Origin of the sequence: Enterobacter cloacae complex sp. S1 (assembly GCF_014930525.1) — a bacterium.
Taxonomy (GTDB): domain Bacteria; phylum Pseudomonadota; class Gammaproteobacteria; order Enterobacterales; family Enterobacteriaceae; genus Enterobacter; species Enterobacter hormaechei_C.
Genome location: NZ_JADBRE010000004.1, coordinates 543204 through 556984 on the forward strand (window position 1 = coordinate 543204; position 13781 = coordinate 556984).

A 13781-nucleotide genomic window follows, 5' to 3' on the forward strand; every position below is an offset into this window, starting at 1 on the left:
GACGGGTTAATTCAGGCTCTCTTTATCGATTCCCAGACGCTTCATGCGCGAGAGCAGGGTGGTACGCTTCAGCCCCAGCCGTTGCGCCGCACCTTTCGGTCCGGCTACCACGCCGTTGGTCTCCTTCAGCACTCGCATAATGAGCTGATATTCATCTTCTCCTTCTTTCGCAAGCTCGGTTGCGGTCACGGTCGTTTCAGAGAGAGTAACCTCTGGCAGGGAGAGCTGGAGCACGTTCCCGCGCGTCAGCAGGACCGCGCGCTCAATGACGTTTTCCAGCTCGCGCACGTTCCCCGGCCACTCCATCGCCGAGAGTGTGCGTAGCGTTTCGGCAGGAATACTGTCGATATTTCGTCCCATCCGGCGGGCAATCTTCGCGGTAAAGGCTTTCACCAGCAGCGGAATATCTTCCGGGCGCTCGCGCAGCGGCGGCAGGCAGATCGGGAAGACGTTCAGGCGATAGTAAAGATCGCTGCGAAACTCGCGGTCGGCGACCATTTTTTTCAGATCGCGATTGGTGGCGGCAATCAGACGCACGTCGGTCTGGATCAGCTTGTTGCTGCCGAGGCGCTCGAACTCCTGCTCCTGCAAAACGCGCAGCAGCTTGGGCTGAAGCTCCAGCGGCATATCGCCCACTTCGTCGAGGAACAACGAGCTTTTATCCGCCAGTTCAAAACGGCCCAGCCGCTGGCTGCTGGCGCCGGTAAAGGCGCCACGCTCGTGGCCGAACAGGTCGCTTTCCAGTAAGCCCGCAGGCATCGCCGCGCAGTTCATCTTCACCATCCGGCGGCTGTTGCGGTTGCTCAGGTTGTGGATCGCCCGGGCAATCAGCTCTTTCCCGGTGCCGGTTTCACCGAGGATCAGCACCGTGCTGTCGCTCTGCGCCACCATTTCCACCTGCTTAAGGACGCTGTACATGGCATCGCTGCGTCCGATGATTTCGCCAAACTCGCTGTCCACGTTGTTGAGCTGCTCGGTCAGCGCCAGGTTTTCGTCCACCAGCCGCTCCTTCAGGCGGTGGATCTCCTGATAGGCGAGGGCGTTATCCAGCGCAATGGAGATACGCTCGGCGATCTGGCGCAGCAGCTTCAGGTTGGCGGTGGTAAATACGGCCTCATCGCACTGCGCCAGTTTAAGCACGCCGAGCATGGTGTTGCCGGACATCAGCGGCAGCAGGCACAGGGTCTGGATCTTGTTGCCCCAGGTGTTGAACAGCATCCGCTCGTAGGGGGCTACCGGATCCTGTTCATTGAGATTGAGCAGCAGGATCTCTTTGCTTTTAAATACCCGCTCGGACAGCGTTCCCGCTTCGTCCACTTCGCTCTGCTCGTGCGCCGGGTTGGCTTCATCAAGGTAGTGGGTGGAGTAGATATTCAGCTTGCCTTTCCGGTTGCCGCGTAGCGCAATGCTGATGGCATCGATTTTAAAATAGTGATGGATCTCTTTTGACACTTCGCTGACCAACTCATCCATGTCCAGGCGGGAGAGCACGGCGTTGGTGATGGCAACCAGAATGCGGAAGTTATCGCGCTCGCGGCTCAGCAGGTCGTAGTCCACGTTATTGGTGACGCGGCTTTGGATCTGCTCCGCGACAACGGCCACAATCTGGGTAAAGGTGTGCAGGCGTTCGTACTCCGCCTCGCTCCAGGGCTGGTCGGTATCGCGGATAAACTCGCAGCCGCCAAAAATTTGCCCTTCCACCGCCAGCGGCAGCATGCTGTAGTGGCCGAACGGGTGGTAAAGATTGCTCTCTGCCAGCTTCGGCCAGGCCTGGCGAAACTGGTCAAAATTGCAGTGCAGCGCTTCCGGGCGGGAGAGAATGCGCCGCACCGGGCCGTGGGCCAGAAACGTTTCATCTTCATATTCGAAGATTTTGCCGTTATCACGCGTTGAGAAATAGCTCGCGCGGTGGGTTGCGCTATGCCAGAGCACAATGGCGGCGCTGTCCGCCAGCGCTGATTGCCTGACCAGCCGCGTCAGGGCATCGCTCAGCGCGCCGAGATCGGGCTGTTGTAAAAGTGTGCGCGTGATGTCAAACAGGCCCTGCTGTCCAAGATCGCTCATCGGTGTATACGGCATTGTTGCTTTCCAATAGAAACTGGCAAAAAGAGAAATTCAGCGCTGACCGCTTTTGGCGCGGTCTAGCAAATTCGGGGTAACGGTTCAGCGTGCGGCAGATCCAGCGTGCGCTTCACGCCGTAAAGCCCGGTCAGGCGCACCCCTTTGCGCTCAACCACGTCGCCGATGATGGCCGCGTCTTTCCCTAAAGGATGCGCGCGCAGCTGTGCAAGTACGGCTTCCGCCGCCGCGCGTTCCACGCCGATCACCAGCTTGCCCTCGTTGGCAAAGTTAAGCGGGTCTAGTCCTAATAGTTCGCACAGCCCGCGCACGGCAGCTTTTACAGGCAGGCCGCGCTCGGTCAGCTCAATCCCGTAGCCGCTGCTTGCGGCAAATTCGTGTACCACGGCATTCAGGCCGCCTCGCGTGGCGTCGCGCAGGGTTTTTACGCCCGGCATGTCGCGCAGCGTCTGGATCAGCGGCGTGAGTACCGCACAGTCACTGCGCAGCTCGCCATCCAGCCCCAGGCCTTCACGCAGGTTCAGGATGGTTGCCCCGTGGCAGCCCAGCGTGCCGCTGACAATCAGCACGTCGCCTGCGCAAAGCTGCTGCGCGCCCCAGTGAATGTCGGCGGGGATCGCCCCCATCCCGGCGGTGTTGATGAAGAGCTTATCCGCCGCGCCGCGCTGCACCACCTTGGTATCCCCGGTGACGATGGCGATCCCCGCCTCGCGGGCGGTGTGCGCCATGCTGTTGACCACCGCCGTGAGCGTCTCCATTGGTAACCCTTCTTCGAGGATAAACCCGCAGGAGAGGTAGCGGGGGATCGCGCCGCTGACGGCGACGTCGTTTGCCGTGCCGCAGACGGCGAGCTTGCCGATATCGCCGCCCGGGAAGAACAGCGGGTCAATCACGTAGCTGTCGGTAGAGAACGCCAGCCTGTCACCGTGGGCGGTCAGGGCCGCGAGGTCAATACGCGCCTGATCTTCCTGCTCGGCGAGCCAGGGGTTATTAAAGGCTTCCATAAACAGCCGGTTAATCAACTGCTGCATCGCCTGTCCACCGCTTCCGTGCGCCATTTCCACCGTGTTCATGCTTCACACTCCTGGTTGCGATAGTGATACCACGCGGCGCATGCCCCTTCGGAAGAGACCATCAGCGCGCCAAACGCGGTTTGCGGGTTACAGGCGTTGCCAAATAACGGGCAGTGATGAGGTTTGCATTTGCCGGTGAGTACGTCGCCACAGCGGGCGCGGGGATCGTCGCACACCTGCTGCGGCTGCGGGCGGAAATGCGCTTCGGCGTCGAAGGCGCGATACGTGGGCGTCAGGTGCACGCCGGATTCGGCAATCAGCCCCAGTCCGCGCCACTCGCTGTCGCCTTCGACGCTAAACACGTCGGCTATCGCCTGCTGCGCGAGCGCATTGCCCACATCGGGCACCACGCGGCGATACTGATTTTCCACCGCACTCAGGGCCGCTATTTTCTGCTCAACCAGCATGGTCACGCCTTGCAGTAGATCAAGTGGCTCGAAACCAGCCACCACTAACGGACGATTGTACTGTTCAGCGATAAAACCGTAGGCTTCTGTGCCGATCACCATGCTGACGTGGCCCGGCGCCAGAAACGCGTCGATACCGTTATCCGGCGCTTCAAGCAGGCTGCGCAGCGTGGGAATAAGCGTGATGTGCTGGCAGAAAAAATAAAAGTTAGTGACGTTGCGGGCTTTCGCCTGCTGGAGGGTAATGGCGGTGGCGGGCATGGTGGTTTCAAAACCCAGCCCGAAAAAGACGACCTTACGCTCAGGATTAGCCATCGCCAGCGTCAGGGCATCCATCGGTGAGTAGACGATCCGCACGTCTGCGCCGCGCGCCTTCGCCTGGAGCAGCGAGCCATTTTTTCCCGGTACACGCATGGCGTCGCCAAAGGTGCAAAAAATCACACCGGGGCGGCTGGCGATGTCGAGACAGCTGTCGATGCGCCCCATCGGCAGCACGCACACCGGGCAGCCGGGGCCGTGGATAAACTCGATGTTCTCCGGCAGCAGCTGGTCGAGACCAAATTTAAAGATGGCGTGGGTGTGTCCGCCGCACACCTCCATGATCCGCAGCGGTTTTTCTTTCGTGTAGTCCAGCAGCGAGGCGCGGGTCTTCAGGCGATCGATAAGCTGCAACACCTGCTCAGGCGCGCGATATTCATCAACGTAACGCATGTGTTATCGCTCCTCCCCATACAACAGTGCGCCCACGTCCGGCTCGACATCGAACATATTCTGTAGCGCGTCCAGCGTGTCGCGGGCTTCTTCCTCATTAATCACGCTCATGGCAAAACCCACGTGGACCAGCACCCACTGGCCGAGACGCGTTGCGCCGGTCTCATCGTGGCTGCCTACCAGCGTCAGGTCGACATCGCGCAGGATGCCGCAGACCTCCACTTTGGCCTGATTGCCGTCGATGGAATGAATTTGTCCGGGGACGCCTATGCACATCGTTCGTTCTCCAGCCAGTTCAGCCAGGCGTCCATCCCGTCGCCGCGCGTGGCGGAAACCAGCAGGATCTCAATGTCCGGGTTCACTTCCCGGGCGTAAGCCAGGCACTTATCCACGTCGAAATTCAGGTACGGCAGCAGGTCGACCTTGTTCAGCAGCATGAGGGAGGCGGCGGCAAACATATGCGGATATTTAAGCGGCTTGTCTTCCCCTTCGGTCACCGAGAGCACCGCCACTTTATGCCGCTCGCCGAGGTCGAAGCTTGCCGGGCAGACCAGGTTGCCGACGTTTTCAATAAACAGGATACCGTTATCCGCCAGCGGCAGGCGCGGGGCGGCGTCGGCAATCATCTGCGCGTCCAGGTGGCACCCTTTCCCGGTGTTGACCTGAATCGCAGGCGTACCGGTTTCGCGGATGCGCGCGGCGTCGTTTACCGTTTGCTGGTCGCCTTCGATTACGGCGCAGGAGACGTGTTCGTTCAGACGTTTAAGGGTTTCGGTCAGCAGCGTGGTTTTACCGGAGCCGGGGCTGGAGACCAGGTTCAGCACCAGCTGTTCGCGCGCGGCAAAGCGGGCGCGATTGCGGGCGGCGAGCTGGTTATTCTTGTCCAGCACGTTGATCTCCACCTCCAGCATCTGGCGCTGGCTGATGCCCGGCGCGTGCGTACCCGCTTCGCCGTGGCCGTAATGGAGGTCGCCCGCGTCGGAACGCTGCGGGGCAAAGGTGATGCCGGTCAGGGCCGCCGCGGGACGCGGGGCAGGAGAAAAGGGCGCGGAGCGAAACGCGGAGTGGGGACGGTGTTCATCCCCTTCTATATACAGGTTGCCTTCAGCGCAACCGCAGGTACTACACATACATTACTCCTTCTCGATTTCGAGGCGTTGGATCTGCATACCGTCATCCGCCACGATGCGCAGCCCGCTGCTCTGGCACTGCGGACAGCGCTGTACCTTCGATGACAGCAGCGTGACGTACTGCTGACACTGCTCGCACCAGCACTCTGCCTGCTGCTCGTCGATATGCAGCGCGCAGCCTTCCGCCAGCGTGCCGCGGCACACCAGCTCAAAACAGAAGGTGAGGGCGCTGGTCTCGACGCAGGAAAACGCCCCGACCTTCAGCCAGACGCCGGTGACGCGTTTCGCGTGGTTTTGCACTGCCTGCTGTTCGATAAGTTCCAGTGCCCGCTGGCAGAGGGTGATTTCGTGCATGACGCCTCCTTAATGAATTGCCCCTTCAATGCAATAACGGTGCCAGCTTGATTTGCGTTACGGCGTGACGATGTCAACGCTGTCGAAATGACACGTCGACACCGCGGCGGTGACAGTGCGCATCTCTTTAAAACCCATTTAAATCAACAAATTAAAAACTGGCACGAAATCTGCTTAACAGCCGCTAACTCCATTAACCGGATACCTTTTATGACTATTTGGGAAATTAGCGAAAAAGCGGATTACATCGCACAACGTCATCAGCAGCTCCAGGAGCAATGGCACCTGTACTGCAATTCACTGATCCAGGGGATCACGCTGTCGAAGGCCCATCTGCATCACGCCATGAGCTGTGCGGCGCAGGGGGATATGCGTTTTGTCCTGTTCGGTCACTTTACGATTTACGTCACCCTGGCGGAGACCTTCAACAGCCACACGATTGAGTACTACGTCGAGACGAAAGAGGGCGACAGGCACTGCATCGCCCGGGCGCAGCTGATGGCGGACGGCATGGTGGACGGTCACGTCAGCAACCGCGATCGCCAGCAGGTGCTGGAGCACTATCTGGAGAAAATCGCGCCGGTTTATAACGGCCTCTACGCCGCCGTTGAGCATGACAGGCCAGTCAACCTGAAACAGCTGATCGACGGAAAATCCTCCGCGAACGTGGCCTGAAAAACGAGTGTCGAGAAGTGTCGATAAGACAGTTTTTTTTCGTCAAAAATGACCATCACCAGAGGATGACCCGGTGAACCGTTTTGTAATTGCTGACTCGACGGTCTGTATTGGCTGTCGGACCTGTGAGGCGGCGTGCTCGGAAACGCACCGCCTGCACGGGCTACAGTCCATGCCGCGCCTGCGCGTCATGCGTAATGAGAAAGAGTCTGCCCCGCAGCTCTGTCACCACTGTGAAGACGCCCCGTGCGCGGGCGTCTGTCCTGTCAATGCCATCACCCGCGTTGACGGCGCGGTACAGCTGAACGAAAGCCTGTGCGTGAGCTGCAAGCTGTGCGGCATCGCCTGTCCGTTCGGCGCCATTGAGTTTTCAGGCAGCCGCCCGCTGCATATTCCGGCGAATGCTAATACTGCGAAAGCGCCGCCTGCGCCACCGGCTCCGGCACGCGTGAGTACGCTGCTGGACTGGGTGCCGGGCATTCGCGCCGTTGCGGTGAAGTGCGATCTGTGCAGCTTCGATGAGCAGGGTCCGGCCTGCGTGCGGACCTGCCCGACCCGGGCGCTGGTCCTGGTCAACATCCGCGACATCGCTCGCACCAGCAAACGCAAGCGCGAGCTGACCATCAATACCGACGTCGGCGATCTTTCGCTGCTGCGGGCGCTTAACGAGGGGGCGAAATGAACGCGATAGTTATGATGACCAGCGGTGTGGCCTGGTTTGCCGTCGCCGCTGTCCTGGCGCTGCTTCTCTCCTTCCATAAAACGCTGAGCGGGGTGATCGCCGGTATCGGCGGGGCGGTCGGCAGCCTGATGACGCTGGCGGCGGGCGGGGTTGTCCTGATCGACGGCCAGTCTGTTGACACCCTCATCCCGCTGATTCACCACGCCGTTGAGCTTACGCCGCTGAACGCCATCTGGCTAATAACCTTTGGCCTGTGCGGGCTGTTTATCAGCCTGTTTAATATCGACTGGCACCGACATCAGCACACCAAAGCCAACGGCCTGCTGGTTAACCTGTTGATGGCCGCCGCGGTCTGTACCGTTATCGCCAGCAACCTCGGCGCGCTGGTGGTGATGGCAGAAATCATGGCCCTGTGCGGCGTGTTCCTGACCGGATGCAGCGCCTCCGGCAAGCTGTGGTTTGCGCTCGGACGTCTCGGTACGCTGCTGCTGGCGCTGGCCTGCTGGCTGGTGTGGCAGCGTTTCGGCACCCTTGATTTTGCCGTGCTTAACGGCCAGCCGCTGGGCAACGACGTCTGGCTGTTGGGCGTAGTCGGTTTTGGCCTGCTGGCCGGGATAATCCCGCTGCACGGCTGGGTGCCGCAGGCGCATGCCAATGCCTCAGCCCCGGCCGCTGCGCTGTTCTCCACCGTGGTGATGAAGGTCGGTCTGTTCGGCATCCTGATGATAACCCTGACGGGCGGTCAGCCGCCGCTGTGGTGGGGCGTGGCGCTGCTGATTGCGGGGATGATCACTGCGTTCGTCGGCGGGCTGTACGCGCTGATGGAGCACAACATCCAGCGTCTGCTGGCGTACCACACCCTGGAGAACATCGGGATTATCCTGCTCGGCATGGGCGCGGGCGTCACCGGGCTGGCGCTCAACCAGCCGGCGCTGATTGCCGCCGGGTTTATTGGCGGTCTGTATCACCTTATCAACCACAGTCTGTTTAAAAGCACCCTGTTCCTCGGTGCGGGCAGCGTCTGGTTCCGCACCGGGCACCGCGATATTGAAAAGCTCGGCGGGATTGGCAAAAAAATGCCCGTCATTTCGCTGGCGATGCTGGTCGGGCTGATGGCGATGGCTGCGCTGCCGCCGCTGAACGGCTTTGCCGGCGAGTGGGTGATTTATCAGTCCTTCTTCGCCCTCGGCCAGAGCGAGGCGTTTATCGGGCGTTTACTCGGCCCGCTGTTGGCGGTGGGCCTGGCGATCACCGGCGCGCTGGCGGTGATGTGTATGGCGAAGGTTTACGGCGTCACCTTCCTGGGCGCACCGCGTACGCGTGAGGCTGAGAACGCCTGCTGCGCACCGCTACTGATGGGCGTAAGCGTGGTCGCACTGGCGCTGTGCTGCATCGCGGGCGGCGTCGCCGCGCCGTGGCTGCTGCCGCTGCTGGGCCACGCCATTCCGCTGCCGCTGGTCACGGCGCATACCGTCGTTTCCCAGCCGATGATGGCGCTGCTGCTGATTGCCGCGCCGCTCCTGCCGTTCGTGCTGATGCTGTTCTTCAGACGCGACCGTCTCGCCTCCCGCTCGCGCGGCGCGGCGTGGGCCTGCGGCTACGAACACGAGCAGTCGATGGTCATCACCGCCCACGGTTTCGCCATGCCGGTGAAGGAGAACTTCGCCGCCGTGCTGAAGCTGCGCCACTGGCTGAACCCGGTGGGCTGGGTGCCGGGCTGGCAGGGTGCCGCCGTGCCCGTGCTGTTCCGCCGCCTGGCGCTGATCGAGCTGGCGGTGCTGGTGGTGATTGTCATTTCACGAGGAGCCTGACATGAGTCTGTTACTGGCAATTCTTCAGGCGCTGGTGCTGTTCGCCGCCGCGCCGCTGCTGTCGGGCATCACGCGCGTGGCGCGCGCCCGGCTGCACAACCGTCGTGGACCTGGCGTGCTCCAGGAGTACCGCGATCTCTTCAAACTGCTTTCCCGTCAGAGCGTCGCGCCGGACGCCGCAGGCTGGGTGTTCCGCCTGACGCCGTTTGTGATGGTGGGCGTGATGCTGACCATCGCCACCGCGCTGCCGGTGGTGACGGTGGGCTCGCCGCTGCCGGTGCTGGGCGATCTGATTACGCTGATCTACCTCTTCGCCATCGCGCGTTTCTTCTTTGCGATTGCGGGTCTGGATACCGGCAGCCCGTTTACGGGTATCGGCGCCAGCCGCGAAGCGATGCTCGGCGTGCTGGTTGAGCCAATTCTGCTGCTGGGGCTGTGGGTTGCCGCACAGGTTGCAGGCTCGACCCATATCAGTTTTATCACCGACACCGTTTACCACTGGCCGGTTTCACGTTCTCTCCCGCTGGTGCTGGCGCTCTGCGCCTGCGCGTTCGCCACCTTTATCGAGATGGGCAAGTTGCCGTTCGATCTCGCGGAAGCGGAGCAGGAATTACAGGAGGGGCCGCTCACCGAATACAGCGGCTACGGCTTTGCGGTGCTGAAGTGGGGCATCAGCCTCAAGCAGCTGGTGGTGTTGCAGATGTTCGTCGGCGTTTTCTTCCCGTGGGGGCAGATGACGCACTTCTCTGCGGGCGGCCTGCTGCTGGCCGTGGTGGTGGCTGTGCTCAAGCTGCTTATCGGCGTGCTGGTGATTGCCCTGTTTGAAAACAGCATGGCGCGCCTGCGTTTTGTCGAAACGTCACGCATCACCTGGGCCGGTTTTGGTTTTGCATTTTTAGCGTTCGTCTCCTTGCTGGTGGCGTGATTAAAGAGAGTGTTTATGTCTGAAGAAAAGAAAGGTCAGCAGTATCTCGCCGCGTTGCATCAGGCTTTCCCGGGCGTGGTGCTGGAGGAGTCCTGGCAAACCAAAGACCAGATCACCGTCACCATTAAGGTGAACTATCTGCCGGAAGTGGTGGAGTTTCTCTATTACCAGCAGGGCGGCTGGCTGTCAGTGCTGTTCGGCAACGACGAGCGTCAGCTGTGTGGCAACTATGCGGTGTACTACGTGATGTCGATGGAGCAGGGGGAGAAGTGCTGGCTCACCGTGCGCGTCGAAGTCGACCCGAACAAGCCGGAATACCCCTCCGTCACGCCGCGCGTGCCTGCCGCCGTCTGGGGCGAGCGCGAAGTGCGCGACATGTATGGTCTGGTGCCGGTTGGCCTGCCTGACGAGCGTCGCCTGGTGCTGCCGGACGACTGGCCGGATGAACTCTATCCGCTGCGCAAGGACAGCATGGACTACCGTCAGCGCCCGGCCCCGACCACCGACAGCGAAACCTACGAGTTCATCAACGAGCTGGGCAGCAAGAAGAATAACGTGGTGCCGATTGGCCCGCTGCACGTTACCTCCGACGAACCGGGCCACTTCCGCCTGTTCGTCGACGGCGAGAACATTATCGACGCCGACTACCGCCTGTTCTACGTCCACCGCGGCATGGAGAAGCTGGCGGAGACCCGCATGGGCTACAACGAAGTCACGTTCCTCTCTGACCGCGTGTGCGGCATCTGCGGCTTTGCCCACAGCACCGCCTACACCACCTCGGTGGAAAACGGCATGGGGATCGTGGTGCCGGAACGCGCGCAGATGATCCGCGCCATTCTGCTGGAGGTGGAGCGCCTGCACTCGCACCTGCTCAACCTCGGCCTGGCCTGCCACTTCGTCGGCTTTGACTCCGGGTTTATGCAGTTCTTCCGCGTGCGCGAGGCGTCGATGAAGATGGCGGAGATCCTTACCGGGGCGCGTAAAACCTACGGCCTGAACCTGATCGGCGGGATCCGCCGCGACCTGCTGAAAGACGACATGATCCAGACCCGCCAGCTGGCGCAGCAGATGCGGCGGGACGTGCAGGAGCTGGTGGACATGCTGCTCAGCACGCCAAACATTGAGCAGCGCACCGTCGGGATTGGTCGTCTTGACCCGGAAATCGCCCGCGACTTCAGTAACGTTGGTCCGATGGTGCGCGCCAGCGGCCACGCCCGCGATACCCGCGCCGATCACCCGTTCGTCGGCTACGGCCTGCTGCCGATGACCGTGCACAGCGAGCAGGGCTGCGACGTCATCTCCCGTCTGAAGGTGCGCATCAACGAGGTATTCACCGCGCTGAACATGATCGACTACGGCCTCGATAATCTGCCGGGCGGCCCGCTGATGGTGGAAGGCTTCACCTACATTCCAAACCGCTTTGCCCTCGGCTTTGCCGAAGCGCCGCGCGGGGACGACATCCACTGGAGCATGACCGGCGACAACCAGAAGCTCTACCGCTGGCGCTGCCGCGCGGCGACCTACGCCAACTGGCCAACCCTGCGCTACATGCTGCGCGGCAATACGGTCTCTGACGCGCCGCTGATCATCGGCAGCCTCGACCCGTGCTACTCCTGCACCGACCGCATGACCGTCGTGGACGTGCGCAAGAAGAAAAGCCAGGTGGTGCCGTACAAAGAGCTTGAGCGCTACAGCATCGAGCGTAAGAACTCGCCGCTGAAATAAGGATTCGCCATGTTTACCTTCATCAAAAAAGTGATCAAAACCGGCGCGCAGACCAGCAGTTATCCGCTGGAGCCGATCCCGGTGGATAAAAACTTTCGCGGCAAGCCGGAGCACAACCCGCAGCAGTGCATCGGCTGCGCGGCCTGCGTCAACGCCTGCCCGTCGAATGCCTTAACGGTGGAAACGGACCTGAAAACCGGCGAGCTGGCCTGGCAGTTTAACCTCGGGCGCTGCATCTTCTGCGGCCGCTGCGAGGAGGTCTGCCCGACGGTGGCCATTCGCCTGTCTCAGGAGTACGAGCTGGCGGTGTGGAAAAAAGAGGACTTCCTCCAGCAGTCGCGCTTTGCGCTGTGCAACTGCCGCGTCTGCAAGCGTCCGTTCGCCGTGCAAAAAGAGATCGACTACGCCATCGCGCTGCTGAAGCACAACGGCGACGTCCGCGCGGAGCATCACCGCGAAAACTTCGAAACCTGCCCGGAGTGCAAGCGTCAGAAATGCCTGCTGCCGTCTGACCGCATCGATTTAACCCGCCATATGAGAGAGGCCAGCTGATGGAAAACTTACTCGGCCCGCGCGACGCTAACGGCATTCCGGTGCCGATGACGGTGGACGAATCCATCGCCAGCATGAAGGCGTCGCTGCTGAAAAAAATCAAACGCTCGGCCTACGTCTACCGCGTGGACTGCGGCGGCTGCAACGGCTGCGAGATTGAGATCTTCGCCACGCTGTCACCGCTGTTTGACGCCGAGCGCTTCGGCATCAAAGTGGTGCCGTCTCCGCGCCATGCGGACATTCTGCTGTTTACCGGGGCCGTCACCCGCGCCATGCGATCCCCCGCGCTGCGCGCCTGGCAGTCCGCGCCGGACCCGAAAATCTGCATCTCGTACGGTGCCTGCGGCAACAGCGGCGGCATCTTCCACGACCTGTACTGCGTCTGGGGCGGCACCGACAAAATCGTGCCGGTGGACGTCTACATTCCAGGCTGCCCGCCAACGCCCGCCGCCACGCTGTACGGTTTTGCCATGGCGCTCGGCCTGCTGGAGCAAAAAATCCACGCCCGCGAGCCGGGCGAGCTGGACAACCAGCCTGCCGCCATTCTGCACCCGGATATGGTGCAGCCGCTGCGGGTGAAGGTTGACCGCAAGGCGCGGAAACTGGCGGGCTATCGCTATGGCCGCCAGATTGCCGACGATTATCTGCGCCTGCTGAGCCAGGGCGACCATCAGGTGGCGCGCTGGCTGGAGGCCGAGAACGATGCGCGCCTCAATGAGATCGTGGCGAACCTGAACAGCATCGTCGATGAGGCGCGTATCCGATGAGTGAAACGGTGGTGTTCAGCCAGCTGAGCCGTAAGTTTATTGATGAGAACGACGCCACGCCGGATGCGGCGCAGCAGGTGGTCTATTACAGTCTGGCGATTGGGCACCACCTCGGGGTGATCGACTGCCTGGAGGCGGCGCTGAGCTGCCCGTGGCCCGAGTACCTGGCGTGGATCGCCACGCTGGAGGAGGGCAGTACGGCGCGGCGCAAAATGGAGGGCGTGCCGAAGTACGGCGAGATCGTTATCGACGCCAACCACATCACGATGCTCGCTAACGCCTTTGACGCGGCGCTGAGCGTACAAACCCCGGCGCAGCAGGCGTGGAGCAAAACGCTGCTTAGCATGCTGCACGATATTCATCAGGAGAGCGCCATCTACCTGATGGTGAGGAGATTACGTGACTGACGTTTTACTGTGTGTCGGCAACAGCATGATGGGCGACGACGGCGCGGGTCCGCTGCTGGCGGAACTGTGCGCCGCAAACCCGCCGGGCAGCTGGGTGGTGATTGACGGCGGCAGCGCGCCGGAAAACGACGTGGTCGCCATTCGCGAGCTGCGCCCGGAAAGGCTGTTAATCGTCGATGCCACCGATATGGGGCTCAACCCCGGCGAGATCCGTATGATTGACCCGGACGACATCGCCGAAATGTTTATGATGACGACGCACAATATGCCGCTGAACTACCTGGTCGATCAGATTAAAGACGACGTGGGCGAGGTGCTGTTTTTGGGGATTCAGCCGGACATTGTCGGGTTCTATTACCCGATGACGCCGCCGGTGAAAGAGGCGGTGGACGTGGTGTATTCACGGCTTGCAGGGTGGGTTGGGGATGGGGGATTTTCTCAGCTCTGAGCAGTGCCGGGTGGCCGCTTCGCCTTACCCGGCCT

General features: G+C 61.4%; 15 protein-coding genes. 9 read left to right on the forward strand and 6 right to left on the reverse strand.

Annotated features, from left to right (window positions below):
• Positions 1–6: 6 nt before the first annotated feature.
• The 6 genes from flhA to hypA form a co-directional block, all read right to left on the reverse strand.
• A complete protein-coding gene (gene flhA, locus IM290_RS05065) occupies positions 7–2079 on the reverse strand; it encodes a formate hydrogenlyase transcriptional activator FlhA (RefSeq protein ID WP_032669319.1) in 2073 nt (690 codons plus the stop codon).
• Between the two features lie 62 nt (positions 2080–2141).
• Positions 2142–3152: a hydrogenase expression/formation protein HypE gene (gene hypE / locus IM290_RS05070; RefSeq protein ID WP_193042619.1), complete on the reverse strand. Its 1011-nt coding sequence runs from the start codon at positions 3150–3152 to the stop codon at positions 2142–2144.
• The gene (gene hypD, locus IM290_RS05075; protein ID WP_193042620.1) at positions 3149–4270 is read right to left on the reverse strand and encodes a hydrogenase formation protein HypD; all 1122 of its coding nucleotides are present in this window, start codon (positions 4268–4270) and stop codon (positions 3149–3151) included. Before hypD ends, hypE begins: the two co-directional genes overlap by 4 nt.
• A gap of 3 nt (positions 4271–4273) precedes the next feature.
• The gene (locus IM290_RS05080) at positions 4274–4546 is read right to left on the reverse strand and encodes a HypC/HybG/HupF family hydrogenase formation chaperone (RefSeq protein WP_045141992.1); all 273 of its coding nucleotides are present in this window, start codon (positions 4544–4546) and stop codon (positions 4274–4276) included.
• Positions 4537–5400, reverse strand: coding sequence for a hydrogenase nickel incorporation protein HypB (gene hypB / locus IM290_RS05085; RefSeq protein WP_032671926.1), 864 nt, complete (start codon positions 5398–5400; stop codon positions 4537–4539). The genes IM290_RS05080 and hypB overlap by 10 nt, the downstream gene beginning before the upstream one ends.
• 3 nt (positions 5401–5403) lie before the next feature.
• Positions 5404–5754, reverse strand: a complete 351-nt coding sequence (gene hypA, locus IM290_RS05090) for a hydrogenase maturation nickel metallochaperone HypA (protein WP_017692771.1) — start codon at positions 5752–5754, stop codon at positions 5404–5406.
• A gap of 210 nt (positions 5755–5964) precedes the next feature.
• Here hypA and hycA point away from each other — a divergent pair, with 210 nt between their 5' ends.
• The 9 genes from hycA (at position 5965) to hycI (ending at position 13746) form a co-directional block, all read left to right on the forward strand.
• On the forward strand, positions 5965–6429 hold the full coding sequence (gene hycA / locus IM290_RS05095) for a formate hydrogenlyase regulator HycA (RefSeq protein WP_017382804.1): 465 nt from the start codon (positions 5965–5967) through the stop codon (positions 6427–6429).
• A gap of 73 nt (positions 6430–6502) precedes the next feature.
• A complete protein-coding gene (locus IM290_RS05100) occupies positions 6503–7111 on the forward strand; it encodes a 4Fe-4S dicluster domain-containing protein (RefSeq protein ID WP_017382803.1) in 609 nt (202 codons plus the stop codon).
• Positions 7108–8922, forward strand: a complete 1815-nt coding sequence (hycC, locus tag IM290_RS05105) for a formate hydrogenlyase subunit 3 (protein WP_193042621.1) — start codon at positions 7108–7110, stop codon at positions 8920–8922. The genes IM290_RS05100 and hycC overlap by 4 nt, the downstream gene beginning before the upstream one ends.
• Position 8923: 1 nt before the next feature.
• Positions 8924–9847: a respiratory chain complex I subunit 1 family protein gene (locus IM290_RS05110; protein WP_017382801.1), complete on the forward strand. Its 924-nt coding sequence runs from the start codon at positions 8924–8926 to the stop codon at positions 9845–9847.
• A gap of 15 nt (positions 9848–9862) precedes the next feature.
• Complete coding sequence (gene hycE, locus IM290_RS05115) at positions 9863–11572, forward strand: formate hydrogenlyase subunit HycE (protein WP_032660327.1); 1710 nt, start codon at positions 9863–9865, stop codon at positions 11570–11572.
• A gap of 9 nt (positions 11573–11581) precedes the next feature.
• Complete coding sequence (locus tag IM290_RS05120; RefSeq protein ID WP_033487580.1) at positions 11582–12124, forward strand: formate hydrogenlyase complex iron-sulfur subunit; 543 nt, start codon at positions 11582–11584, stop codon at positions 12122–12124.
• Positions 12124–12891, forward strand: a complete 768-nt coding sequence (locus tag IM290_RS05125; protein WP_193042622.1) for an NADH-quinone oxidoreductase subunit B family protein — start codon at positions 12124–12126, stop codon at positions 12889–12891. Before IM290_RS05120 ends, IM290_RS05125 begins: the two co-directional genes overlap by 1 nt.
• The gene (locus IM290_RS05130; RefSeq protein ID WP_193042623.1) at positions 12888–13298 is read left to right on the forward strand and encodes a formate hydrogenlyase maturation HycH family protein; all 411 of its coding nucleotides are present in this window, start codon (positions 12888–12890) and stop codon (positions 13296–13298) included. Before IM290_RS05125 ends, IM290_RS05130 begins: the two co-directional genes overlap by 4 nt.
• A complete protein-coding gene (gene hycI / locus IM290_RS05135; protein ID WP_193042624.1) occupies positions 13291–13746 on the forward strand; it encodes a hydrogenase maturation peptidase HycI in 456 nt (151 codons plus the stop codon). Before IM290_RS05130 ends, hycI begins: the two co-directional genes overlap by 8 nt.
• Positions 13747–13781: the final 35 nt, after the last annotated feature.

What these genes read in the sequence shown, in the direction of transcription:
- hycE (WP_032660327.1), top strand. Translation starts at nt 9,863, where the DNA reads ATGTCTGAAGAAAAGAAAGGTCAGCAGTATCTCGCCGCGTTGCATCAG.
- hypD (WP_193042620.1), bottom strand. Translation starts at nt 4,270, where the DNA reads ATGCGTTACGTTGATGAATATCGCGCGCCTGAGCAGGTGTTGCAGCTT.
- flhA (WP_032669319.1), bottom strand. Translation starts at nt 2,079, where the DNA reads ATGCCGTATACACCGATGAGCGATCTTGGACAGCAGGGCCTGTTTGAC.
- IM290_RS05125 (WP_193042622.1), top strand. Translation starts at nt 12,124, where the DNA reads ATGGAAAACTTACTCGGCCCGCGCGACGCTAACGGCATTCCGGTGCCG.
- IM290_RS05130 (WP_193042623.1), top strand. Translation starts at nt 12,888, where the DNA reads ATGAGTGAAACGGTGGTGTTCAGCCAGCTGAGCCGTAAGTTTATTGAT.
- hypE (WP_193042619.1), bottom strand. Translation starts at nt 3,152, where the DNA reads ATGAACACGGTGGAAATGGCGCACGGAAGCGGTGGACAGGCGATGCAG.
- hycA (WP_017382804.1), top strand. Translation starts at nt 5,965, where the DNA reads ATGACTATTTGGGAAATTAGCGAAAAAGCGGATTACATCGCACAACGT.
- hypA (WP_017692771.1), bottom strand. Translation starts at nt 5,754, where the DNA reads ATGCACGAAATCACCCTCTGCCAGCGGGCACTGGAACTTATCGAACAG.
- IM290_RS05080 (WP_045141992.1), bottom strand. Translation starts at nt 4,546, where the DNA reads ATGTGCATAGGCGTCCCCGGACAAATTCATTCCATCGACGGCAATCAG.
- hypB (WP_032671926.1), bottom strand. Translation starts at nt 5,400, where the DNA reads ATGTGTAGTACCTGCGGTTGCGCTGAAGGCAACCTGTATATAGAAGGG.
- hycC (WP_193042621.1), top strand. Translation starts at nt 7,108, where the DNA reads ATGAACGCGATAGTTATGATGACCAGCGGTGTGGCCTGGTTTGCCGTC.
- IM290_RS05110 (WP_017382801.1), top strand. Translation starts at nt 8,924, where the DNA reads ATGAGTCTGTTACTGGCAATTCTTCAGGCGCTGGTGCTGTTCGCCGCC.
- IM290_RS05120 (WP_033487580.1), top strand. Translation starts at nt 11,582, where the DNA reads ATGTTTACCTTCATCAAAAAAGTGATCAAAACCGGCGCGCAGACCAGC.